This window comes from Bradyrhizobium sp. URHD0069 (genome assembly GCF_000701345.1).
Taxonomy (GTDB): domain Bacteria; phylum Pseudomonadota; class Alphaproteobacteria; order Rhizobiales; family Xanthobacteraceae; genus Bradyrhizobium.
In genome coordinates this window covers 51,817-72,449 of sequence record NZ_JNIJ01000015.1, presented here as the reverse complement: position 1 = coordinate 72,449, position 20,633 = coordinate 51,817, and the positions used below count along the sequence as shown (strand labels likewise).

The following is a 20,633-nucleotide window of genomic DNA, read 5'->3' as shown; positions in this document are numbered from 1 at the left end:
TTTCCCTCGGGATCAGCGCGGAGCGTTTGCCCGGAGATCGTGCTCCAACAGATGTAAGCCGTTTGACAGCTATCGCGATGCTCTCATGACCGCCAATGTGACCATCCGCATTCAGGAAACCGATTTCGACATCGCGCGGGAGATCTCAGCGCTGACGAAAGGGCGCACCGATATCGGGGCCGTCGTGAGTTTCAGCGGCATTTGCCGGGGCGATGAGGGCAGCGAAACCATCGCGGCATTGACCCTCGAACACTATCCGGGAATGGCGGAGGCCGAAATCGCGCGGCATGCCGAGACCGCCATGTCGCGCTGGCCGCTGACCGGGCTGTCAGTCATTCATCGCATCGGCAGGATCACTCCCGGCGAAAACATCGTGCTGGTGTTGACGGCATCGCAGCATCGGCACGCGGCGTTTCAGGCGGCGGAGTTTTTGATGGATTATCTGAAGGCCAACGCGCCATTCTGGAAGCGCGAGGAAGGTGCCGCTGGAACGAACTGGATCGACGCGCGCGCTCACGACGATGCCGCCGCCGCGCGCTGGACCAAGTCCTGATGGCGAAGCGCGCCAGACCATTGAGGAAGCCCGGCCGTACTGCATCGAAGTTCCCGAAAGTGGCATCCGATGAACTGCTGACGCTACTCGATTTCGTCCGCTATGCCGTGAGCCGCTTCGTCGAGGCAAAACTGGTATTCGCGCACGGCACCACCGATCCGCTGGCGGAAGCTGCGTTCCTGGTCTGCGAAACACTGCATCTCCATCCCGATCAGTTCGAGACGTTCGCGTCCGCGCGGATCACGGCGCCAGAGGCCAAAGCAATTCTCGACGTCATTGCGCGCCGGGTCACCACGCGGAAACCTGCCGCCTATCTGGTCAACAGAATCTACATGCGCGGCCTGCCGTTTTATGTTGATGAGCGCGTGATCGTGCCGCGCTCCTTTATCGGCGAATTGCTGGATTCGCATTTTAGCGCCGAGAGTGGAGAAGGCGGCGCGCTGATCGAGGACCCGGCGTCGGTGGAAAACGTGCTCGACCTCTGCACCGGCTCAGGCTGCCTTGCTGTGCTTGCGAGCCGGCATTTTCCGAACGCGCGCATCGATGCGCTGGACATTTCGAAGCCCGCCCTTGAGGTCGCCGCGCGCAACGTTGCCGAGTACGGTCTTGAAGACCGGGTGACGCTACATCGGGGCGATCTCTTTGGGCCGATTGGCGATAAGCGTTACGACCTGATTATTTCCAATCCGCCCTATGTCGATGCGGAGGGCATGGCGGCGCTGCCGCGCGAATGCCGCGCCGAGCCGAAACTTGCTTTCGATGGCGGCGCCGACGGGCTCGATATTGTCGGCCGCATCTTGAAGGAAGCCGGGCGGCACCTGACATCACAGGGTGGGCTATTGTGCGAGATCGGCCGTGGCCGCGAGCCGCTTGAAGCCGCATTTCCGCAATTGCCGTTCCTGTGGCTCGACACCGAGGATTCCGACGGCGAGGTGTTCTGGGTCGGCGCCGCCGATTTGTGCGCAGGAATCCGCCCGAACAGCCGGAAAATATAGGCGTTCCCGTCCCGCAACGAAGCTGATAGCTTGCGCCAGAGCCGCCAATTCCCAGACTTAAAGAGGCCCCCATGCTGGACAAAAGCCCACGCCCCGGCGCCGTCAACGTCCCGAACGACCTTGCCGCGCACTGGATGCCGTTTACCGCCAACCGGGCCTTCAAAAAGGCGCCGCGGTTGCTCGCCGGCGCCAAGGACATGCATTACATTACCGTCGACGGCCGCAAGATCATCGACGCCGCATCGGGCATGTGGTGCACCAATGCCGGCCATGGCCGCAGCCAGATTTCCTCGGCGATCGCCAAGCAGGCCGAGGCGCTGGATTACGCACCGCCGTTCCAGTTCGGCATTCCGCAGGCGTTCGAACTCGCCAGCCGCATCGCCGATCTCGCGCCCGCCGGGCTCGATCATGTATTTTTCTGCAATTCCGGATCGGAAGCGGCCGATACCGCGCTGAAGATCGCGCTGGCCTATCATCAGATCCAGGGCCAAGGCACCCGCACCCGGCTGATCGGCCGCGAGCGCGGTTATCACGGCGTCGGCTTCGGCGGCACTTCGGTCGGCGGCATCGTCAACAACCGCAAGATGTTCGGAACGCTATTGGCCGGCGTCGATCACATTCCCCACACCTATGATCGAGACAAGCAGGCCTTCACCAAGGGTGAGCCGGAATACGGCGCGCATTTCGCCGACGAATTGGAGCGGCTGGTCAACCTGCACGGCGCCTCGACCATTGCCGCCGTGATCGTCGAACCGATGGCGGGATCGACGGGCGTGCTGCCGGCGCCGAAGGGCTATCTCAAGCGGCTGCGCGAGATCACCCAGAAACATGGCATTCTCCTGATTTTCGACGAGGTCATCACGGGCTTCGGCCGGCTCGGTTTCGCCTTCGCCGCGGAACGTTACGGCGTGCTGCCGGACATGCTTACCTTCGCCAAGGGCGTCACCAACGGCGCGGCACCGATGGGCGGCGTGATCGTGCGCGACACCATCCATGATGCGTTCATGAGCGGCCCCGAGCATGCGGTCGAGCTGACCCACGGCTACACCTATTCGGCGCACCCGCTGGCCTGCGCCGCGGGTCTGGCGACGCTTGATATCTACCGCGACGAAAAACTGTTCGAGCGCGCCAACAAGCTCGAGGCCAAATTTGCCGACGCCGTGATGTCGCTGAGAGGCGAGCCGAACGTGGTCGACATCCGCACCGTCGGGTTAACCGCGGGCATTGATCTTGCGCCCCGCGAGGACTCGCCCGGCAAGCGCGGCTTCGACAGTCTGAACAGCGCCTTCCACGACAACGACCTGATGCTGCGCATCGCCGGCGACACGCTGGCGCTGACGCCGCCGCTGATCGTCACCGAAGATCAGATCGGCGAGATCATCGAAAAGGTCGCCAAGGTGATCCGCTCGGTGGCGTAGGGCTCTACTACGCTTTCTCGTGTCCGGACGCGCTGCAGCGTTCTTCACGCGGCTCCGAGGCCGGGACCCACAACGGCGCACAATACGGTCCCCCGAATTTGCGCGCCGCGCAGAGCGCGGACCCGAGTGCGTTGCCAACATCAGGGGAACGCCCGTAACCCGGAACATTCGAAACCCGGAACATTCGAAACCAATGCACGTTCAACCACGGCAGGGACGATTTTGCGGTGGAGGGATCGGATGCTCGCGCCATCCAGCGGCTTGTTCCGCGCCGGGCTCGCGCTCAAACTGAATCAGGTAAAATTGGCGACGCGATCCTATTTGCGCGATCGCACCAACCAGGCGACAGATACGGCCACATCCTACGCTGTCGCCGCCGGGCTATTTGCGGCTGCGGCAATCTTTGTGCTAGCCGCTGGCGTGGTCGGCCTCATTGCGCTGTATCGCTGGATTGCAATCTATTACGGGCAATTTCCGGCGTTCGGCGTGGTGGGCGGATTGCTGCTGGTGATCGCCGCGATCTGTGCTGCGGTGGCTGCCCGCAAGCTGAAACGCCCGCCGCCGCAATTTCCCTCGCTGACCAGCCGCCTGCGCGTGGCCATCAAGACCCATCCGGCCAAACGAGATCAGATCGAGGCCGCCAGCGATACCGCCGCCGCGATCTTGTCGGCCCCGGCATCGTCGGCAATGCGCGCTAATCGCGGACGCCAGAACAGGGGACATCGGTCAAAACGAGACAACAAGGCTCTGCCGGCGGGCCTGATTATGGCAGCAACATTATTGGGCTGGGCGGCCGTAAGGCGGCGACACCAGGCTCGAATGGCGGCCTGATGTCCGGCCGGCGATCCCCGTACAACGATGATCTGCGGTTGATCACCGCCACAACCATTCTGATCCTGACCGCACAGCGCTATTTTCAGCAAATCTCCGCGCGCGTGTCGCCCGCCCGCCTTACGAATTCAGCGAGCGCGCGGCCCGGCAACGCGGCGCCGAACTGAACTCGGAAATCGAACACCGGCTGGTGCCCGATACGACGGTCGGGCATCCAAAGCCGCTCGGCGCCCGCGGCGCGGCGATGGCCGATACATTGGGACGCGCGGTTCCGAACACTTCAAAAGAACATTAGCTCCTCGAATCAACATTGATGCTAAGGTTGCAGCGCTTGGGGGAGCGCGACAGATCGCTGCAACCGCTCCCAGGCCAGGGAACAAGGGGCTTGGGGGCGTTCCGCGCGACATGATCCGCATTTCCACGATTTTCATCGCCATCTGCATGGTGCTGCTCGCAGCATCGCTCGGCCTGATTCTGTATTCCGTCGCAGGCCTCAGCGGAATGGAATCCGCAATCGTCGCGCTTACCGCGCTGACCTTCCTGATCCTCTATAATGCCGTGTCGATGCGCCTGCGCGACCGCACCGACGTCGGCGGCCAGATCGCGGATCTGTCGCGCGGCACCGCGGACCTCGCGCGCCAGGTCGCGGAATTCGGGCGCCGGCTCGCCGCCGTCGAGGGCCGGGTGGCGTCGGCAAATTCGGCGGGCGCCGACCGCATTCAGGCCGTCCTCGGCGAGATCAACGAACTCGGCGTGCTGGTCAAGCAGCTCGCGGTCTCCGTCGCAAATCATGACGACATGCTGGCGTCCGGCACGGTAGCAGCTGCGCCGGCACCTGCGGGCAGGCCGATCCATGAGCCAGAAAAGGACCCGCAGCTCCCGGCCAAAGACACGCGCATTGCGGCCGCGCCCATCACGGTAATGCCCGCGGCTGCCAACGAACCCGCGCCCTCCCGCAGTCATGAGCAAATCCTTGCTGCCGTGAAGAGCGCGGTGGAGGAGAACCGGATCGATATCTTCCTGCAGCCGATGGTGACCTTGCCGCAGCGCAAGGTGCGCTTCTACGAGGCGGTGACGCGGCTGCGCGACGACAAAGACCAGCTTCTCGCCGCCGACGATTTCATCGGGATCGCGGAGGCCGCCGGGCTGATCGGGCGGATCGATCACATGGTGATGCTGAAGTGCGTGCAGGTGCTGCGACGGCTGATGGTCCGCAACAAGGACGTCGGCATATTCTGCAATGTCGCCGCGGCAACGCTCGGCAATCCCACTACTTTCGCGCAATGCCTCGATTTCCTCGAAGCCAATCGTGCGCTGGCGCCGGCGTTCGTGCTCGAATTCAAGCAGGCGACATTCCGCAATCTGGGTCCGGCCGAGGCCGAGCATCTCGCGGCTTTGGCGCAGCGCGGCTATCGTTTCTCGATCGATCATGTCACCGATCTCAGAATCGAGCCGCGCGAATTGGCCGACCGTGGCATCCGCTTCATCAAGGTGCCCGCGGCGCTGCTGCTCGCTCAAAGACAGACCTCGGGGTCTGACATTGATCCCTCCGACCTGTCCGATCTGCTCGGCCGCTTCGGCATCGACCTGATCGCCGAACGGATCGAGGGGGAGCGCGCCGTGGTCGATCTGCTCGACTACGACGTGCGGTTCGGTCAGGGATTTCTGTTCGCGCCACCCCGGCCGTTGCGGCCCGAAGGCGCATCTGCTACCGGCGGGACCGCTCCGAACAAGGCGCAGGAAACCAATGGCTCTGGCAAAACGGCTTCGCTCGAAGGTCCGGCAATCGATCCGCCACGGGCGACCGGCAATGCCGCGCTGGCGCGCCGCGCCGTTGGGCCCGGCTGACCGGTATTCCATGCCATGACGACACTGCGGTTTGTCGAGAAGCTGCGCGATCTGGTAGGCGGCGTCGATGTCCTGCTCAGCGATATCTGGGGCGTGGTTCACAACGGTCTTGTTGCATTCCCCGAGGCCTGCGAGGCGCTCCATACGTTTCGCAAGCGAGGCGGTACCGTAATTCTCATTACCAACGCGCCGCGGCCCGCGGACTCGGTGCAGCGGCAATTGCGCAAGCTCGACGTTGCGGACGACACCTATGATGCCATCGTCAGTTCGGGCGATCTGACCCGGCATTTCGTCGCCGAACACCCCGGGCGGAAAGTGTTCTGGCTCGGCCCGGAGCGTGACAGTTCAATCTACCGCGGGTTGGACGCGGTGCTCGCGCCGCTGGAGCAGGCTGACTACATCATATGCACCGGCCTGTTCGACGACGAAACCGAATCGGCCGAGGACTATCGCGGGATGATGCTGCAGGCGCGCACGCGCAAGCTGACGCTGGTCTGCGCCAATCCTGACATCGTGGTCGAACGCGGTGACCGCCTGATCTATTGCGCGGGCGCGATCGCCGAGCTCTATCGCGAACTCGGCGGCGAAGTGATTTTCTACGGCAAGCCGCACCGGCCGATCTATGAACGCGCTATGGAACTCGCTTCCGGGCGCCACGGCCGCCCGGTTCAGCCCAGTCGCGTTCTTGCGATCGGGGATTCCGTGCGGACCGATCTGGCGGGTGCCCATGGCTTCGGGATCGATTGCCTGTTCGTGACCCGCGGCATCCACGCCGAGGACTTCGAAGGCATCGATCAGCTCGATCCGGCCTCGGTGAAGGAGTTGTTCGGCCACCCGCCGCGGGCGTTGACGCGGGAGCTGAGGTGGTAGGTGAACGTTGATGGGGCCCGCCTGCGCCGGATGCTGTGCAGCGGTGCGCTGCTGATCCGGCGCCCATCGTATCGGGCAAGAGTGGGTCCCCGGCTTTGCGGAGCGTAAAGAACGCTGCACCGCGTCCGGGACACGAGCGCGCTTACGCGCTCGCCATGTCCGGGAAGACCGCCTCGATCTTGGTCTTCAGCGTGGCGGCGTTGAACGGCTTGACGATATAATTGTCCACACCAGCCTTCTTGGCGGCGATCACGTTCTCGGTCTTGGATTCCGCCGTGATCATGATGAACGGCGTGGTGGCGAGATTGGGATCGGCCCGTACCTCGCGGAGCAGATCGTAGCCGGTCATCGGCTCCATATTCCAGTCCGATATTACCAAGCCGTATTTCTTGCTGCGCATCTTGTTCAGCGCCGCCGATCCATCGCTGGCGTCATCGATATTTTCGAAGCCGAGCTGCTTCAGCAGATTTCTGATGATGCGGATCATGGTGTTGTAGTCATCCACCACCAGAACCGACATCGACGTATCAACCGCCATCTTAACCCCCCGAAACCACACTCAACGCGACAAAACCGTCAACGAAGCTGCATTAGGCCAAAACGCCCGCAGTTCGCCCCGCAGCACTAGCACCAAGCCGTTAAACAGCTCGTTAACCGGCCGCTACAGAAAAGACCTGCCTGATAGCCGGCCCGGGCGCCGATTGGGCCCCGCTTGACTTCGTTGGGCGCCCCACGTCACGGTCCCGCCCTCAACCTGACCCCCTGTTGAAGAATTTCCGGAAATGACGCCTGGTTTTACCGTTATCCGCGACACCACGCCCGCAACCGCAATCCCCGAGGGAACGGTGGTTGCGATGGGTAATTTCGATGGGGTGCATCTCGGCCACCGCGCCGTTATTGCTGCCGCCCTGCAAATGGGGCGCGCGCATGGCCGGCCCGCGCTGGCGGTAACGTTCGAGCCGCACCCACGGCGGTTTTTCAGCCCGAACACCCCCCAGTTCAGGCTCACCGACGAGACCGCCAAGCTGCGGCTATTGGCCGGGACCGGGCTCGCAGGCGCTGTCGTGATGACCTTCGACAGGGCTCGGGCCGAGACCACGGCGCAGGATTTCGTTCACCATGACTTGATCGAGCGGCTCGGGATAAGCGGCATCGCGGTCGGATACGACTTTCATTTCGGCAAAGGCCGGGTCGGCTCGCCCAGCCTCCTGGTCAACGAAGCACCCCGGCTCGGCATCGAGGTGGACGTGCAGCCTCACGTCGATATCGCGGAGCGGCCGGTCTCCTCCAGCGCGATCCGCATGGCCCTCGCGGAGGGGCAGATCGAAGACGCCACCGCGATGCTCGGCGGCCCGTGGTTCGTTTCAGGCGAGGTGATCCATGGCGAGAAACGCGGCCGCGATCTCGGCTTTCCCACCGCCAATATCCGGCTCGACAAGAACTGCGGGCTTAAGCACGGCATCTACGCGGTGCGGGTCGGCCGCGGTAGTGAGCGTTTTGACGCTGTGGCGAGCTTCGGCCGCCGCCCGACCTTCGACAACGGCGCTTCGCTCCTGGAAGTCTTCCTGTTCGATTTCAAGGGCGATCTCTATGGCCAGATGCTGGACGTGGCCTTCATCGGCTTCATCCGCGAGGAATCGAAGTTCGATAGCGCGGAAGCGCTGGTGCGCCAGATGGACGACGACAGCGCCCGCGCCCGCGCTGCGCTGGCCGCAGCGCCCGGGGCATTTCCGAAGCTTGGGGTGGTCGGTTAACGGGATCGCACGAGCGGCAGGGCTTTGCGATCCGGCGGCTGGCTGCTATGGAAAGCCCCATGTTTGCGCGGCGCACCATCAGCATTAGCGGCCCGGCTTCCGCCTGAGTTCGGCTCAGCGCAAGACCGGGATTCCCTCTGATTCATCCGCGAATGAATCGCGTTTCAGCGCCCATTGAGCCAAACCAGAGCCTCTATGTCCGAAAAGCCGCAAAAATCTGAAGCCAACGACTATTCCAAGACCCTTTTCCTGCCACAGACGGAATTCCCGATGCGCGCAGGCTTGCCGCAGCGCGAGCCGGAAATTCTCAAACGCTGGAACGAGATCGGCCTCTACGGCAGACTGCGCGAGAAAGCCGCCGGCCGGACGAAATTCGTGCTGCATGACGGGCCGCCCTACGCCAATGGCAACATCCATATCGGGCATGCGCTGAACAAAATCCTCAAGGACGTCGTAACCAAAAGCCAGCAGATGCTCGGCTCCGATTCCAACTACGTGCCGGGCTGGGACTGCCACGGCCTGCCGATCGAATGGAAGATCGAGGAAGAGAATTACCGTTCCAAGGGCAAGGCGAAGCCGGACTTCAGGGATTCCGCTGCCATGGTGGCGTTCCGCCGGGAGTGCCGCGCTTATGCCGGGCACTGGCTCAACGTGCAGCGCGAGGAATTCAAGCGGCTTGGCATCATCGGCGACTGGGATCATCCCTACGCGACGATGGATTATTTCGCGGAAGCGCAGATCGCGCGCGAGCTGATGAAATTCGCCGCCAATGGCACGCTCTATCGCGGCTCCAAGCCTGTGATGTGGAGCGTGGTGGAAAAAACTGCGCTGGCGGAAGCCGAGGTCGAGTACGAGGACTATACGTCGGATACGGTGTGGGTGAAGTTTCCCGTCGCTTCGCCCGCCCATGGCGCGCTCGCCGCCGCCAGCATCGTGATCTGGACCACGACCCCATGGACACTGCCCGGCAACCGCGCCATCAGCTTCTCGCCGAAAATCTCCTATGGCCTCTACAAGGTCACCGATGCACCCGCAGATAATTGGGCGAAAAGCGGCGATCTCCTGATCCTGGCGGATGCGCTTGCGGAAAGCGTATTCAAGCAGTCGCGCGTCTCGGCTTACGAGAAGGTTCGCGATCTGCCGGCCGACACGCTCGACGCGGTGGAATGCCGCCATCCGTTGAAAGGTCTCGGCGGCGGATATGAGTTCAAAGTTCCCCTTCTCGAAGGCGAGCACGTCACCGACGACACCGGCACCGGCTTCGTGCACACCGCGCCGGGCCATGGCCGCGAGGACTTCGACGTCTGGACCGCGGATGCGCGCGCGCTCGAAGCTCGCGGCATCAACACTACCATTCCGTATACCGTCGATGAGAACGGTGCCTTCACCGATCAGGCGCCGGGCTTCACGGGTAAGCGCGTCATCAACGACAAAGGCGAAAAGGGCGATGCCAACGAGACCGTGATCAAGGCATTGGTCGAGGCCGGCATGCTCTTGGCGCGCGGCCGGCTCAAGCATCAGTATCCGCATTCCTGGCGTTCGAAGAAGCCGGTGATCTTCCGCAACACGCCGCAATGGTTCATCGCGATGGACAAACCTATCGCGGACGCCCCGGGCAGGCCCGCGCCTATAGACATCGCGGATGGCGGCAAAACAAAATCCGGCGACACCTTGCGCGCCCGCGCGCTGCGCGCCATCTCGGTGACCCAATGGGTGCCGCCCGCGGGCCAAAATCGCATCAATGGCATGATCGCCGGGCGTCCCGACTGGGTGATCTCGCGCCAGCGCGCCTGGGGCGTACCGATCGCAGTATTCGTGCGCGAAAAGGGCGACGGGACAGCCGAAATCCTGCAGGACGAAGCCGTCAACAAGCGCATCGCCGATGCGTTCGAGAAGGAAGGCGCCGACGCCTGGTACATGGACGGCGCCCGCGAACGCTTTCTCGGCTCGCGCGCCAACGAGGAATGGAAGAAGATCGACGACATCTGCGATGTCTGGTTCGACTCGGGCTCCACCCACGCCTTCGTGCTGGAAGATCCCGTGCATTTTCCGGGGCTCAAAGGCATCAAGCGCAAGGTCGATGGCGGCGAGGACACCGTGATGTATCTCGAGGGCTCGGACCAGCACCGCGGCTGGTTCCAGTCGTCGCTGTTGGAAAGCTGCGGCACCCGGGGCCGCGCGCCGTTCGATATCGTACTGACCCACGGCTTCACGCTGGATGAGAACGGCCGCAAGATGTCGAAGTCGGTCGGCAACACCGTCGAGCCGCAAAAGGTCATTGCGCAATCCGGTGCCGATATCTTGCGGCTGTGGGTCTGCGCCACCGACTATGCCGATGACCAGCGCATCGGCCCGGAAATCCTCAAAAACACCATCGAGACCTATCGCAAGCTGCGCAATTCGATTCGCTGGATGCTCGGTACGTTGCATCACTACAGGCCAGGCGACACGGTCGCGCCGGCGGACATGCCAGAACTCGAACGGCTGATGCTGCATCAGCTCGCCGAACAGGCGGCGATCGTGCGCAAGGCTTACGCCGAGTTCGATTACAAGACCGTGGTGGCAAGTCTCTCGGCGTTCATGAACACCGAGCTGTCGGCGTTCTATTTCGATATCCGCAAAGACACGCTGTATTGCGACCCGCCGTCGTCATTGGCGCGCAAGGCGGCGCTCACCACCATCGATATCATTTGCGACGCCATCCTGCGATGGTTCGCGCCGGTGCTGAGCTTCACCTGCGAGGAAGCGTGGCGGCTCTACAAGCCGGACGCCGAGCCGTCGGTGCATCTGACGCCGTTTCCGGAAGGGCTTGAGGGGTTCCGGGACGAAAAGCTGGCGGCAAAGTGGGAGATCATCCGCAATGTCCGCCGCGTCGTGACCGGCGCGCTGGAGGTCGAGCGCGCCGCTAAACGTATCGGCTCGTCACTGGAAGCGTCACCCCTGGTCTATGTGTCCGACAAAAAGATTTTCGACACGCTGTTCGACGTCGACCTGGCCGAAGTCTGCATCACCTCGAATGCCATGGCGACCAACGGCGACGCACCTTCCACCGCATTCCGGCTGAACGAAGTGCCGGGCGTCGCCGTCGTGGTCGAAAAGGCCGTCGGCACCAAGTGCGCGCGCTCGTGGAAAATCCTGCCGACCGTCGGCGAGGATCCCGAATATCCCGACGTATCGCCGCGCGACGCCCAGGCGCTGCGCGAATGGAAGGCGCTGGGAGTGAGTGTCTAATACTTTATCGTCGTCCCCGCGAACGCGGGGACCCATAACCCCGGGCGTCCGAGATCGATACGAGATGATAACCAAGGCTGTCGGAAAACAGATTCGTCACGGCGTATGGGTCCCCGCCTTCGCGGGGACGACGATATCGCGCGTGGCGTTGACCATCACGCCATGAACTCGCACCTCCGCCACGGTGTCATAGCCGCCCTCACCGTCCTTATCCTCGATCAGGCGTCGAAACTCTGGCTGCTGTTCGTGTTCGACCTTGCCCACCGCGGCGCCGTGAGGGTCACGCCGTTCTTCGATCTGGTACTGGCCTGGAATGTCGGAATCAGCTTCGGCTGGTTCCAGAACGACGGCCAGGTCGCCCAGATCATCCTGATGATCATCAAGGCGGTGGCGGTGGTCGTTCTGGCCATCTGGATGGCATGGTCGCGCACCCTGATCGCCACCGTCGCGCTTGGCCTGATCATCGGTGGAGCCGTCGGCAACGCCATCGACCGCTTCGCCTATGGCGCAGTAGTCGATTTCGCCCTATTCCACGTCCAGATCGGGGAAAAAAACTTCAATTGGTACGTGTTTAACCTTGCCGACGTGGCGATTGTTGCCGGGGTTGCGGGCCTGCTGTATGATTCCTTCCTGGGGGAACCCGCCGCAAAAGCGCCCTGATCCCGGCTGATACGAGCCCTCAAAGCTGACGTGCTTGCCGAGCGGATGTGCGCCCTGGATCGGCGCGCTTTCGACGGAAGTTTTTGAACAGGAAGAGCCCGATGCGCAGGACCGAAGCCAGGGGTTGGATGGAGCAAACTTCGTCGAGAACGCTGAGCCGCGCTGTGCGGCTTGCCGTCGTCGCGCTTGGCATCGGCCTCGTCATGACGGCCGGCGCCGCCCGCGCCCAGGAAGACGATGAGGATGACAAGACCTTCGAGGAGAAGATCATCGAGGGCATCATGGCCGGCCTCGGCGGTACCAACATGGAGAACCGGGGCATCGATTATCGCGAGCGATCGCCGCTGGTGGTGCCTCCCAAGCTCGATTTGCCGCCGCCAGCTTCCGCGGCAGAAGTGAAGGCGCCGAACTGGCCAAAAGACCCGGATGAATCGCGGCGCAAGGCTGCGATCGCCGCTCGCAAGAAAGACAATAAGGATCCCCGAGAAGCCAGCCGCATCCTGACACCGAGTGAACTTAACAAGCGCGCCCCGAAAGCGTCATCGACTGCCGACAGCGATTCGGTGGCTCAGCCCGGTGGCAATCCGGGTGCTACTGCGATCCTGAGCCCATCGCAGCTCGGATATAGTGGCGGCTTCAGCAGCATGTTCGGCGGCAACAAGTCCGAGACGGCGCCGTTCAAAGGTGAGCCTACCCGAGAATCCCTCACTCAGCCTCCCACCGGCTACCAGACGCCGTCGCCGAATTATGCCTACGGCACCGGGCCCAAGGAATCGCTGAACAAGGAATACAACCCGGCCGCCGGCAAGTATGGCGAATAGCCGCTGTTGTCTCTCGGCCTCGTGACGCTTAAGCCCGCTGCCGCGTGGTGTACGATGCCGCGGTTTAGTCCGAACGCTCGTGTTGGGGATGAAGCTCTCATTCGAAAGATTGCGCGTATTCTTGTCGCGAAACCGGTACCGCGAACGCGCGCTAGATAGGTCATGATGTCCTCACACCGCTTCGCTGCCGTTCTCTTCGTTGCGCTCATCTCGGGGTTCACTCTCTCCAGAGGCGCTCTCGCCCAGACCACGGTGACATCAGACCCTCCGGCCACGTTTACCCTCGGCAACGGCTTGCAGGTTTTGGTGATCCCGGATCATCGCACCCCGGTCGTCACCCAGATGATCTGGTACAAGGTCGGCTCCGCCGACGAGACGCCCGGCAAATCCGGCCTCGCCCACTTTCTCGAACACCTGATGTTCAAGGGCACCAGCAAGCATCCGGCCGGTGAATTTTCGCAGACCGTGCTTCGGATCGGCGGCAACGAGAACGCTTTCACCTCGACCGATTACACCGGCTATTACCAGCGCGTGCCGCGCGAGCAGCTCGGCAAGATGATGGAATTCGAGGCCGATCGCATGACCGGGCTGGTCCTGAAGGACGAAAACGTGCTGCCGGAGCGCGACGTCGTGCTCGAGGAATTCAACATGCGGGTCGCCAACAACCCGGAGGCGCGGCTGATCGAGCAGATCATGGCGGCGTTATATCTCAATCATCCCTATGGCCGTCCCGTCATCGGCTGGCGCCAGGAAATCGAAAAGCTCGACCGCGAAGATGCGCTGGCGTTCTACAAGCGCTTCTATGCGCCGAACAACGCGACACTGGTGATTGCCGGCGACGTCGATGCCAAGGATGTACGTCCGATGGTGGAGCGGACGTTTGGCCAAATCCCTGCACAGCCCGCGATCCCTGCAAAGCGCCTTCGTCCGCAGGAGCCGGAGCCGGCCGCGCCGCGCACCGTGACGCTCTCCGATCCGCGTGTCGAGCAACCCGGCTTGCGGCGCTATTATCTGGTTCCGTCCGCCGTGACCGCCGCCGCCGAGGAAAGCCCGGCGCTGGATGTGCTCGCCCAATTGATGGGTGGCGGCAGCAATTCCTATCTCTATCGCGCATTGGTGATCGACCGGCCGCTCGCGGTCAGCGCCGGCGCCGGATACCAGGGAACCTCGCTTGAGCCGACCCAGTTCATGATCTCCGTTTCGCCGAAACCGGGCGTGGAGTTTGCGCAAATCGAAGAGGTCATCGACGGCGTGATCGCCGATATCGGGCAAAACTCCGTTCGCGCCGAGGATCTCGAGCGCGTCAAGACGCAACTTATCGCGGAAGCGATCTACGCCCAGGACAACCAGGCAACGATGGCGCGCTGGTATGGCGCCGCGCTCACCACCGGTTTGAGCGTCGCCGACATCAGAAGCTGGCCGGATCGCATTCGCGCCGTCACTGCCGAACAGGTCCGCACCGTCGCCCAAAAATGGCTCGACAAGAAGCGTTCGGTGACCGGTTATCTGATCAAGGATGCCATGCCGAAACGCGAGGAGAAGCGCTCGTGAGCTATGCCCTAACTTCCGCGCGACGCATTGCCCTCATTTTTGCCGCCTGCCTGGCGATCACGCCGCTGACCTCATCGCCTTCGCACGCCGCGGCCAAGATCCAGCATCTGATTTCGCCCGGCGGTATCGAGGCCTGGTTCGTGCAGGACGCGACTGTGCCACTGATTGCGATGGAATATGCCTTCGGCGGCGGCGCGACACAGGACCCGGCCGATAAGCCCGGCGTCGGCAATCTGGTCGCCAGTCTGCTCGATGAGGGCTCAGGCGACCTGGATTCCAAGACGTTCCACGAGCGCCTCGCCCGCCGCGCCATCGAGCTGAGCTTCAGCTCGGCGCGGGATAATTTCCGCGGTTCGCTGCGTATGCTCAAGGATAACAAGGACGAAGCTTTCGATCTGCTGCGGATGTCGCTGACCTCGCCGCGTTTCGAGAGTGCCGACGTCGAACGGATTCGCGCGCAGGTCATCTCGGGTTTGCGGCGCGAGACTTCCAATCCGACGTCCCTTGCCAGCCGAAAATTCCTGGAAATCGCCTTTGGCGATCATCCCTATGGCCGGCAGGCCAATGGCACGCTGGAGAGCGTGCCGAAGATCGCTGTCGCCGATCTCAGGGATTACGTTCGCCGCGTGCTGGCGAGAGATACGCTAAAGATCGCCGTGGTCGGCGATGTCGACCCGGCCACGCTCGGCCAGTTGCTCGATAAGACGTTCGGCGGATTGCCGGCCAAAGCGAGCCTCACGCCGGTTGCCGACGTCGAGGCCGCCAAGCCGCCGCTGCGCGCGCTTATTCCGCTCGACGTGCCGCAGACCGTGGTGACGTTCGGCGGCCCCGGCGTCAAGCGCAACGATCCGAAATTCATGGCCGCCTATGTCGTGAACCACATTCTCGGCGGCGGAGGGCTGTCGTCGCGGCTCTACCGCGAGGTCCGCGAGAAGCGCGGGCTCGCCTATTCGATCTATGAATCGCTGCTCTGGATGGATCATTCAGCCCTGTTCATCGGAAATACCGGTACCCGCGCCGACCGCGCGGGGGAGACGGTCGATGCCATCACCAGGGAAGTCAGTCGCATGGCCGAGGACGGCCCGACCCAGCAGGAGCTGGACGAGGCCAAATCGTATCTCAAGGGCTCGCAAATGCTGGCGCTCGACACCTCGTCGAAGCTGGCGTCCGCACTGCTGCAATACCAGCTCGATAAGCTTCCGATCGACTACATCGAAAAGCGCAACGCCATCGTGGATGCCGTGACGTTGGACGACGCCAAAAAGGCCGCGCAGCGGCTCTGGGGGCAAGGCCTGCTCACCGTGATCGTCGGCCGCGCCCCGCAAGCCGCCGGGCAACCTGTGGCGGTCCCGGCCGCGGCGAACTAGAGCCGCACTTCCGCTTATTTTCGTGTCCCGGACGCGAGGGAGCGCCTCTTTGGCGCTGCGCCGCAGAGCCCGGGACCCCCATTTTGCGGGGCGATGACCCCGGTTCGATCTGCAGCGCGCCCGAGCGGCGCGTTGCGCAGCATCCTGGGAACGCGTCCCTCGTCCTTCACGCCACAAACAAAACCGCTATCCTCCGCGAGCCTGATTCCATCGGGAATGTCGGGCCTTCCGGTGACGCCATGCTGCGGATTTCCCGCGACCTCACAATTGACGAGAACGACATCGAGATCGGCTTCGTCCGCGCCTCCGGCCCGGGCGGGCAGAACGTCAACAAGCTCGCGACCGCCGCGCAATTGCGTTTCGATACCCGTCGGCTCACCTTGCCGGCTGATGCCGACGCGCGGCTCTACCGGCTCGCCGGCCAGCGCATGACCAAGGACGGCGTGATCGTGATTCATGCGCAGCGTTTCCGTACCCAGGAGCGCAACCGCGCCGATGCGATCGACCGCCTGCTTGGATTGCTGCGCGAAGCTCTGGTGCGGCCGACCCCGCGGCGGCCGACCAAGCCGACCTTGGGATCGAAGCAGCGCCGGCTGGAAGGCAAGAAACGCCGCAGCGACATCAAGGCAAAACGCGGCTCCGGCGGGTTCGACGATTGAGGCCTATTCTGCGGCCGGCAACCTTCGCAACCCTGCCGTCTACCGCCTTTTGTCTCGCCATAAAACAGCCCGCTACTACCATCGCTTGTTCGCGACGAACTAAACTCAGCTCGCGCCACCGGTAATATCCAGGCAAAGGCTGAAACGCCCGCCGCCATCATCGCATATCTCAAGGGAATGAACTGAATGGCAAAGCCGGTTCACTCGATGATCCGCGTTCTCGATGAAGCCAGGTCACTCGATTTCTACGCCCGTGCGTTTGACCTGCAGATTGCCGATCGCCTGGTGTTTCCAGACTTCGCGCTGGTTTATCTGCACCACGTATCGTCGCCGTTCGAGCTCGAACTGACTGTGAATTTCGGGCGAAAGGAGCCTTACATTCCGGGCGACGGATATGGCCATCTCGCCGTCGTCGTCGACGACCTCGATGCCGAGCACGCCCGATTCGAGCGCGAGAGATTGTCGCCCGGGCCGCTGCGCGATTTCAAGCATGACGGCGCGACGCTCGCGCGCTTTTTCTTCGTCTCCGATCCCGACGGCTACAAGATCGAGGTGATCCAGAAAGGTGGCCGCTTCGGTTAGTGCAATCGACAACGATATTTAATGGAGGACAACCCATGAGAGAAGTTGATCGTCGAGGCAAATACAGCCGCCGAATCTTTCTGCAGGGCGCCGCGACCGCGATTCCGGTCGTCGCCGTTGCGTCAAGCACGGGGATCGGCATCGAGGATGCGTGGGCCACTGAGGCGACCACCCTGGCGCCGCCGACATTGAAGACCCTCGTGAAAGTTGCGCGCGATATCTATCCGCACGACTTTCTGGTCGACAGCTATTACATCACAGCGATCAAGCCGTGGGACGGAAAGGCGGCGAAGGACCCAGCCATCAAAGCGCTCCTTGAAGATGGCGTTCGACGTCTCGATCAAGACGCCCAAGATAGGCACAAGGTCGCTTACGTTCAGGTCCCTTGGGAAGCCGACCGGATCGTCCTGCTGCAGGGAATCGAGCAGACCGATTTCTTCAAAAAGGTTCGCTCCGATCTCGTTGTCTCTCTCTACAACCAGGAAGAGCTGTGGCCAAAATTTGGCTACGAGGGCTCATCCGCCGAGCACGGCGGTTACATCAACCGCGGCTTCAACGACATCGATTGGCTGCCGAAAGCCTGAACGCTTCGAACAAAAATCGGTTGGGAGGACATCATGGCGAAGTTTGATCTGAACGATGATGGCGTGGTCGTAGTTATCGGTTCCGGCGCCGGCGGCGGCACGCTGGGTAACGAACTGGCTCAGAAGGGCGTCAAAGTGGTGATCCTCGAGGCTGGGCCGCGCATCGAGATACAGGATTTCATCAACAACGAATGGGAAAGTTTCACGCAGCTTGCGTGGACGGATATGCGAACCACATCCGGCAACTGGCGCGTTGGCAAAGATTTCGCCAACCTGCCGGCCTGGATCGTCAAATCGGTCGGCGGATCCACCGTCCATTGGGCGGGCGCGTCATTGCGGTTCGACGAACATGAATTCAAGATCCGAAGCGTTTATGGCAGCGTGCCCGGCGCAAATCTGCTCGACTGGCCGATCACGCTTGCCGAAATGGAGCCGTGGTACGCCAAGGCCGAAAACAAAATGGGTGTGACCCGTACCAACAACATTGCGGGATTGCCGGGCAACAACAACTTCAAGGTGATGGAAGCCGGAGCGAGGAAGCTAGGTTACAAGGAAGTCCACACCGGGCGGATGGCGATCAACAGCGAACCACGCGACGGCCGCGCGTCATGCCAGCAAATCGGGTTTTGTTTCCAGGGCTGCAAAACCGGCGCGAAGTGGTCGACGCTTTATGCGGAAATCCCGCAGGGCGAAGCAACCGGCAACCTTGAAGTTCGTCCCGGCAGCATGGCGCTCAAGATCGAGCACGATGCATTGGGCAAGATCACAGGCGTCGTCTATGCCGACGAAGCCGGAAAGACGCAGCGCCAGAAGGCGCGCATTGTTGCAGTCGCCGGTAACTCGATTGAGAGCCCCCGGCTTTTGCTCAATAGCGCGTCCAACATGTTCCCCGACGGCCTTGCCAATAGCTCCGGCCAGGTCGGCCGCAACTACATGCGTCACATGACTGGCAGCGTCTATGCCGTTTTCGACAAGTCGGTTCACATGTATCGCGGCACGACCATGGCCGGCATCATCCACGACGAGGCACGGCATGATCCGTCCCGTGGATTCATGGGCGGCTACGAAATGGAAACGCTGTCGCTTGGTTTGCCCTTCATGGCAGCGTTCCTCAATCCAGGCGCATGGGGACGCTCGTTCACCGCCGCGATGGAAGGATATCCGCGCATGGCAGGGATGTGGTTGGTCGGCGAGGATATGCCGCAAGAAACCAACCGCGTGACGCTCGACCCGAAAGCAAAGGATAAATTTGGCATGCCGGTTGCCAGCGTCCATTACGACGATCATCCCAACGACATCGCGATGCGCAATCACGCCTATAAACAGGGCTCCGCGGTTTACGAGGCAGTCGGCGCCACGGTGACCTATCCGACCACGCCTTATCCCAGCACCCATAACATGGGCACCAACCGGATGAGCGCGAAAGCAAAGGACGGTGTCGTGAACAAATTCGGCCAGACCCACGACATCAAAAACTTGTTCGTTTCGGATGGCAGCCAGTTCACCACCGGCGCGGCCTGTAATCCGACGCTCACGATCGTGGCGCTTGCAGTCAGACAGGCGGATCATATCGCCGGCGCCATGCAGCGAAAGGAAATCTAATCTGGCACTTCCGAACGTTGCGGTGCTCAATCCAGGATGCGCCACTTGGCGCAACCGGGATGCGCCACTTGGCGCAACCGGGACGACAACGGTTGAATCTACCGATGCTAACTTGGTTCTAGTTGGACGACTATTCGGCTGCGACGAGCCTCGGTGCGGCGTCCTCAAGACAATCGGGCACGACCGCTACGGCTTTCGATCGATAGATCAGGCACGAGCAGCGCAGCAGCGAGGCAAAATTATGCACGTCGCCGCAATGATCGAGAACCTCGCTGTGAAGACGTGTAAGGAATTTAGCGAGGCTCATATCTTGCTTGCTCGCGATTTCTTCAAGCGTATCCCAGAATGCCAGCTCCAGCCGGATGGACGTACAATGGCCATCGATGCGAAGCGATCTGGTCTGTGATTCATAATCCCGTTGAGGCTGGTGTGCGAACAGCTGGCACATAAGGTATCCTCCCGATCTTTTTATAGCTTTTCTAAACGATATACCCGGTCGGGGCCGGTCACAATATTCCCGTCGTGGACCCGCACACGACGCGAACCGGGACAACGAGCCGGCCCCATCCCTTTGCTCGGGCAAGCTTTCTTGAGGCGACTATTTCACCTGCACGGCGAGAACGGCCGTCGGGCTTCTCACCTGGCGGTGGTCACTCAGGGCTCCGTACTGAGCTATCGGCCGCCGCTTGCGTAACTGCGCCAGGCTCCGGTGAACGCCCCGACGAAGGCAAAGCGCGGTTTGGGCGGACGCTGAGCAGGCTACGAAAGCTGCGGCGAACGGATAGGATCCGTTGTATCCCTGGAGAACTAAAAACTCCGGCCGCGGCGCGACCGGAGTTGTTGGTTTTGAAAGACCGGAGTTGTTGAAAAAAGAACCAGTCGAAGGATCGGTGTCCTAGTAGCGTTTGCCCCCGGCCGCGGGATCGCCAACCGCACTGCCGGTCCCCTTATGCGCTCCACTACCGGCCCCCACGGTGCCCTTCGCGCCAGTCTTTGCGTTGACGCCGGCCTTTTCTCCGGCCGCGCCAGTTTGCGCACCAAGTTCCTCGTCGCCGCTGCCCGACATCCCGCCGCGCATATTGCTTTTGCCCTGCACGCCGCCGCGGGTCTGGGTGTCGGGTGACGCGCCTTGCGCCAACACGGGGCCGGCAAGCATCGCCGAAATAGCAAGCGTGATCGCTGAGGTTTTCACTAGCTTCATCAACTTCTCCCAAATGTGATCGGCGATAAGCGGTTCGGTGACTTCCATGCGCCATCCGCCTGAACCGGACCTGCTCATCGCACTGAGGTGTCACGAACGGCGCACT

The 20,633-nt window shown here is 62.2% G+C and carries 21 protein-coding genes; 16 read left to right on the top strand and 5 right to left on the bottom strand.

The features are described from left to right. The first annotated feature begins 85 nt into the window (after window positions 1-85). The 4 genes from N554_RS0109945 (at window position 86) to N554_RS0109930 (ending at window position 3,797) form a co-directional block, all read left to right on the top strand. Complete coding sequence (locus N554_RS0109945; protein WP_029583333.1) at window positions 86-553, top strand: molybdenum cofactor biosynthesis protein MoaE; 468 nt, start codon at window positions 86-88, stop codon at window positions 551-553. Continuing rightward, on the top strand, window positions 553-1,548 hold the full coding sequence (gene prmB / locus N554_RS0109940; RefSeq protein WP_051677428.1) for a 50S ribosomal protein L3 N(5)-glutamine methyltransferase: 996 nt from the start codon (window positions 553-555) through the stop codon (window positions 1,546-1,548). The genes N554_RS0109945 and prmB overlap by 1 nt, the downstream gene beginning before the upstream one ends. 71 nt (window positions 1,549-1,619) lie before the next feature. Then, window positions 1,620-2,966 carry an omega-aminotransferase AptA gene (locus N554_RS0109935; protein ID WP_029583331.1) on the top strand — a complete coding sequence of 449 codons (1,347 nt, stop codon included), beginning with the start codon at window positions 1,620-1,622 and terminating at the stop codon, window positions 2,964-2,966. A gap of 240 nt (window positions 2,967-3,206) precedes the next feature. Then, the gene (locus N554_RS0109930; protein ID WP_029583330.1) at window positions 3,207-3,797 is read left to right on the top strand and encodes a phage holin family protein; all 591 of its coding nucleotides are present in this window, start codon (window positions 3,207-3,209) and stop codon (window positions 3,795-3,797) included. 85 nt (window positions 3,798-3,882) lie between these two features. On the opposite strand, the gene N554_RS42670 is transcribed toward N554_RS0109930, so the two are convergent. Continuing rightward, window positions 3,883-4,011, bottom strand: a complete 129-nt coding sequence (locus tag N554_RS42670; RefSeq protein WP_256378734.1) for a hypothetical protein — start codon at window positions 4,009-4,011, stop codon at window positions 3,883-3,885. Window positions 4,012-4,202: 191 nt separating this feature from the next. Between N554_RS42670 and N554_RS0109915 the strand changes: the two genes are divergently transcribed. Both N554_RS0109915 and N554_RS0109910 read left to right on the top strand, forming a co-directional pair. Further along, complete coding sequence (locus N554_RS0109915) at window positions 4,203-5,645, top strand: EAL domain-containing protein (RefSeq protein WP_029583329.1); 1,443 nt, start codon at window positions 4,203-4,205, stop codon at window positions 5,643-5,645. Between the two features lie 15 nt (window positions 5,646-5,660). Then, entirely contained in the window at window positions 5,661-6,515 is an 855-nt protein-coding gene (locus tag N554_RS0109910; protein WP_029583328.1) for a TIGR01459 family HAD-type hydrolase, read from the top strand. 142 nt (window positions 6,516-6,657) lie between these two features. Here the strand turns inward: N554_RS0109910 and N554_RS0109905 are convergent, their stop codons facing one another. Beyond that, the gene (locus N554_RS0109905; RefSeq protein ID WP_029583327.1) at window positions 6,658-7,053 is read right to left on the bottom strand and encodes a response regulator; all 396 of its coding nucleotides are present in this window, start codon (window positions 7,051-7,053) and stop codon (window positions 6,658-6,660) included. Window positions 7,054-7,297: 244 nt separating this feature from the next. Here N554_RS0109905 and N554_RS0109900 point away from each other — a divergent pair, with 244 nt between their 5' ends. Beyond that, window positions 7,298-8,269, top strand: a complete 972-nt coding sequence (locus N554_RS0109900) for a bifunctional riboflavin kinase/FAD synthetase (protein ID WP_029583326.1) — start codon at window positions 7,298-7,300, stop codon at window positions 8,267-8,269. A 195-nt stretch (window positions 8,270-8,464) separates the two neighbouring features. Then, complete coding sequence (ileS, locus tag N554_RS0109895; protein WP_029583325.1) at window positions 8,465-11,500, top strand: isoleucine--tRNA ligase; 3,036 nt, start codon at window positions 8,465-8,467, stop codon at window positions 11,498-11,500. Window positions 11,501-11,596: 96 nt separating this feature from the next. Here the strand turns inward: ileS and N554_RS41890 are convergent, their stop codons facing one another. After that, window positions 11,597-11,764, bottom strand: coding sequence for a hypothetical protein (locus N554_RS41890; protein WP_245283567.1), 168 nt, complete (start codon window positions 11,762-11,764; stop codon window positions 11,597-11,599). Between N554_RS41890 and lspA the strand changes: the two genes are divergently transcribed. From lspA to N554_RS0109855, 8 genes are all read left to right on the top strand, one after another. Then, window positions 11,690-12,160 carry a signal peptidase II gene (lspA, locus tag N554_RS0109890; RefSeq protein WP_245283566.1) on the top strand — a complete coding sequence of 157 codons (471 nt, stop codon included), beginning with the start codon at window positions 11,690-11,692 and terminating at the stop codon, window positions 12,158-12,160. The genes N554_RS41890 and lspA overlap by 75 nt on opposite strands. Before the next feature lie 101 nt (window positions 12,161-12,261). Then, window positions 12,262-12,981, top strand: a complete 720-nt coding sequence (locus N554_RS0109885) for a hypothetical protein (protein WP_029583323.1) — start codon at window positions 12,262-12,264, stop codon at window positions 12,979-12,981. Window positions 12,982-13,143: 162 nt separating this feature from the next. Further along, complete coding sequence (locus N554_RS0109880) at window positions 13,144-14,532, top strand: M16 family metallopeptidase (RefSeq protein ID WP_029583322.1); 1,389 nt, start codon at window positions 13,144-13,146, stop codon at window positions 14,530-14,532. Beyond that, complete coding sequence (locus N554_RS0109875) at window positions 14,529-15,899, top strand: M16 family metallopeptidase (RefSeq protein ID WP_029583321.1); 1,371 nt, start codon at window positions 14,529-14,531, stop codon at window positions 15,897-15,899. Before N554_RS0109880 ends, N554_RS0109875 begins: the two co-directional genes overlap by 4 nt. A gap of 239 nt (window positions 15,900-16,138) precedes the next feature. Then, a complete protein-coding gene (gene arfB, locus N554_RS0109870; RefSeq protein ID WP_029583320.1) occupies window positions 16,139-16,558 on the top strand; it encodes an alternative ribosome rescue aminoacyl-tRNA hydrolase ArfB in 420 nt (139 codons plus the stop codon). 186 nt (window positions 16,559-16,744) lie between these two features. Next, window positions 16,745-17,140, top strand: coding sequence for a VOC family protein (locus N554_RS0109865; RefSeq protein ID WP_029583319.1), 396 nt, complete (start codon window positions 16,745-16,747; stop codon window positions 17,138-17,140). A 35-nt stretch (window positions 17,141-17,175) separates the two neighbouring features. Then, window positions 17,176-17,724, top strand: coding sequence for a hypothetical protein (locus N554_RS0109860; RefSeq protein ID WP_029583318.1), 549 nt, complete (start codon window positions 17,176-17,178; stop codon window positions 17,722-17,724). A 33-nt stretch (window positions 17,725-17,757) separates the two neighbouring features. Then, complete coding sequence (locus N554_RS0109855; protein ID WP_029583317.1) at window positions 17,758-19,326, top strand: GMC family oxidoreductase; 1,569 nt, start codon at window positions 17,758-17,760, stop codon at window positions 19,324-19,326. A gap of 130 nt (window positions 19,327-19,456) precedes the next feature. Here N554_RS0109855 and N554_RS0109850 read toward each other — a convergent pair whose 3' ends face one another. Together N554_RS0109850 and N554_RS0109845 are read right to left on the bottom strand one after the other, a co-directional pair. Continuing rightward, entirely contained in the window at window positions 19,457-19,774 is a 318-nt protein-coding gene (locus tag N554_RS0109850) for a ribbon-helix-helix domain-containing protein (RefSeq protein WP_029583316.1), read from the bottom strand. A 447-nt stretch (window positions 19,775-20,221) separates the two neighbouring features. Then, window positions 20,222-20,527, bottom strand: coding sequence for a hypothetical protein (locus tag N554_RS0109845; RefSeq protein WP_029583315.1), 306 nt, complete (start codon window positions 20,525-20,527; stop codon window positions 20,222-20,224). Window positions 20,528-20,633: the final 106 nt, after the last annotated feature.

Bases quoted from the DNA above. Each gene is read 5' to 3' on its own strand.
- N554_RS0109905 (WP_029583327.1), bottom strand. From the start codon at position 7,053: ATGGCGGTTGATACGTCGATGTCGGTTCTGGTGGTGGATGACTACAAC.
- N554_RS0109930 (WP_029583330.1), top strand. From the start codon at position 3,207: ATGCTCGCGCCATCCAGCGGCTTGTTCCGCGCCGGGCTCGCGCTCAAA.
- arfB (WP_029583320.1), top strand. From the start codon at position 16,139: ATGCTGCGGATTTCCCGCGACCTCACAATTGACGAGAACGACATCGAG.
- N554_RS0109845 (WP_029583315.1), bottom strand. From the start codon at position 20,527: ATGAAGCTAGTGAAAACCTCAGCGATCACGCTTGCTATTTCGGCGATG.
- N554_RS0109850 (WP_029583316.1), bottom strand. From the start codon at position 19,774: ATGTGCCAGCTGTTCGCACACCAGCCTCAACGGGATTATGAATCACAG.
- N554_RS0109880 (WP_029583322.1), top strand. From the start codon at position 13,144: ATGATGTCCTCACACCGCTTCGCTGCCGTTCTCTTCGTTGCGCTCATC.
- prmB (WP_051677428.1), top strand. From the start codon at position 553: ATGGCGAAGCGCGCCAGACCATTGAGGAAGCCCGGCCGTACTGCATCG.
- N554_RS0109910 (WP_029583328.1), top strand. From the start codon at position 5,661: ATGACGACACTGCGGTTTGTCGAGAAGCTGCGCGATCTGGTAGGCGGC.
- N554_RS0109935 (WP_029583331.1), top strand. From the start codon at position 1,620: ATGCTGGACAAAAGCCCACGCCCCGGCGCCGTCAACGTCCCGAACGAC.
- ileS (WP_029583325.1), top strand. From the start codon at position 8,465: ATGTCCGAAAAGCCGCAAAAATCTGAAGCCAACGACTATTCCAAGACC.
- N554_RS0109855 (WP_029583317.1), top strand. From the start codon at position 17,758: ATGGCGAAGTTTGATCTGAACGATGATGGCGTGGTCGTAGTTATCGGT.
- N554_RS0109915 (WP_029583329.1), top strand. From the start codon at position 4,203: ATGATCCGCATTTCCACGATTTTCATCGCCATCTGCATGGTGCTGCTC.
- N554_RS0109945 (WP_029583333.1), top strand. From the start codon at position 86: ATGACCGCCAATGTGACCATCCGCATTCAGGAAACCGATTTCGACATC.
- N554_RS42670 (WP_256378734.1), bottom strand. From the start codon at position 4,011: ATGCCCGACCGTCGTATCGGGCACCAGCCGGTGTTCGATTTCCGAGTT.
- N554_RS0109900 (WP_029583326.1), top strand. From the start codon at position 7,298: ATGACGCCTGGTTTTACCGTTATCCGCGACACCACGCCCGCAACCGCA.
- N554_RS0109885 (WP_029583323.1), top strand. From the start codon at position 12,262: ATGCGCAGGACCGAAGCCAGGGGTTGGATGGAGCAAACTTCGTCGAGA.
- N554_RS0109860 (WP_029583318.1), top strand. From the start codon at position 17,176: ATGAGAGAAGTTGATCGTCGAGGCAAATACAGCCGCCGAATCTTTCTG.
- N554_RS0109865 (WP_029583319.1), top strand. From the start codon at position 16,745: ATGGCAAAGCCGGTTCACTCGATGATCCGCGTTCTCGATGAAGCCAGG.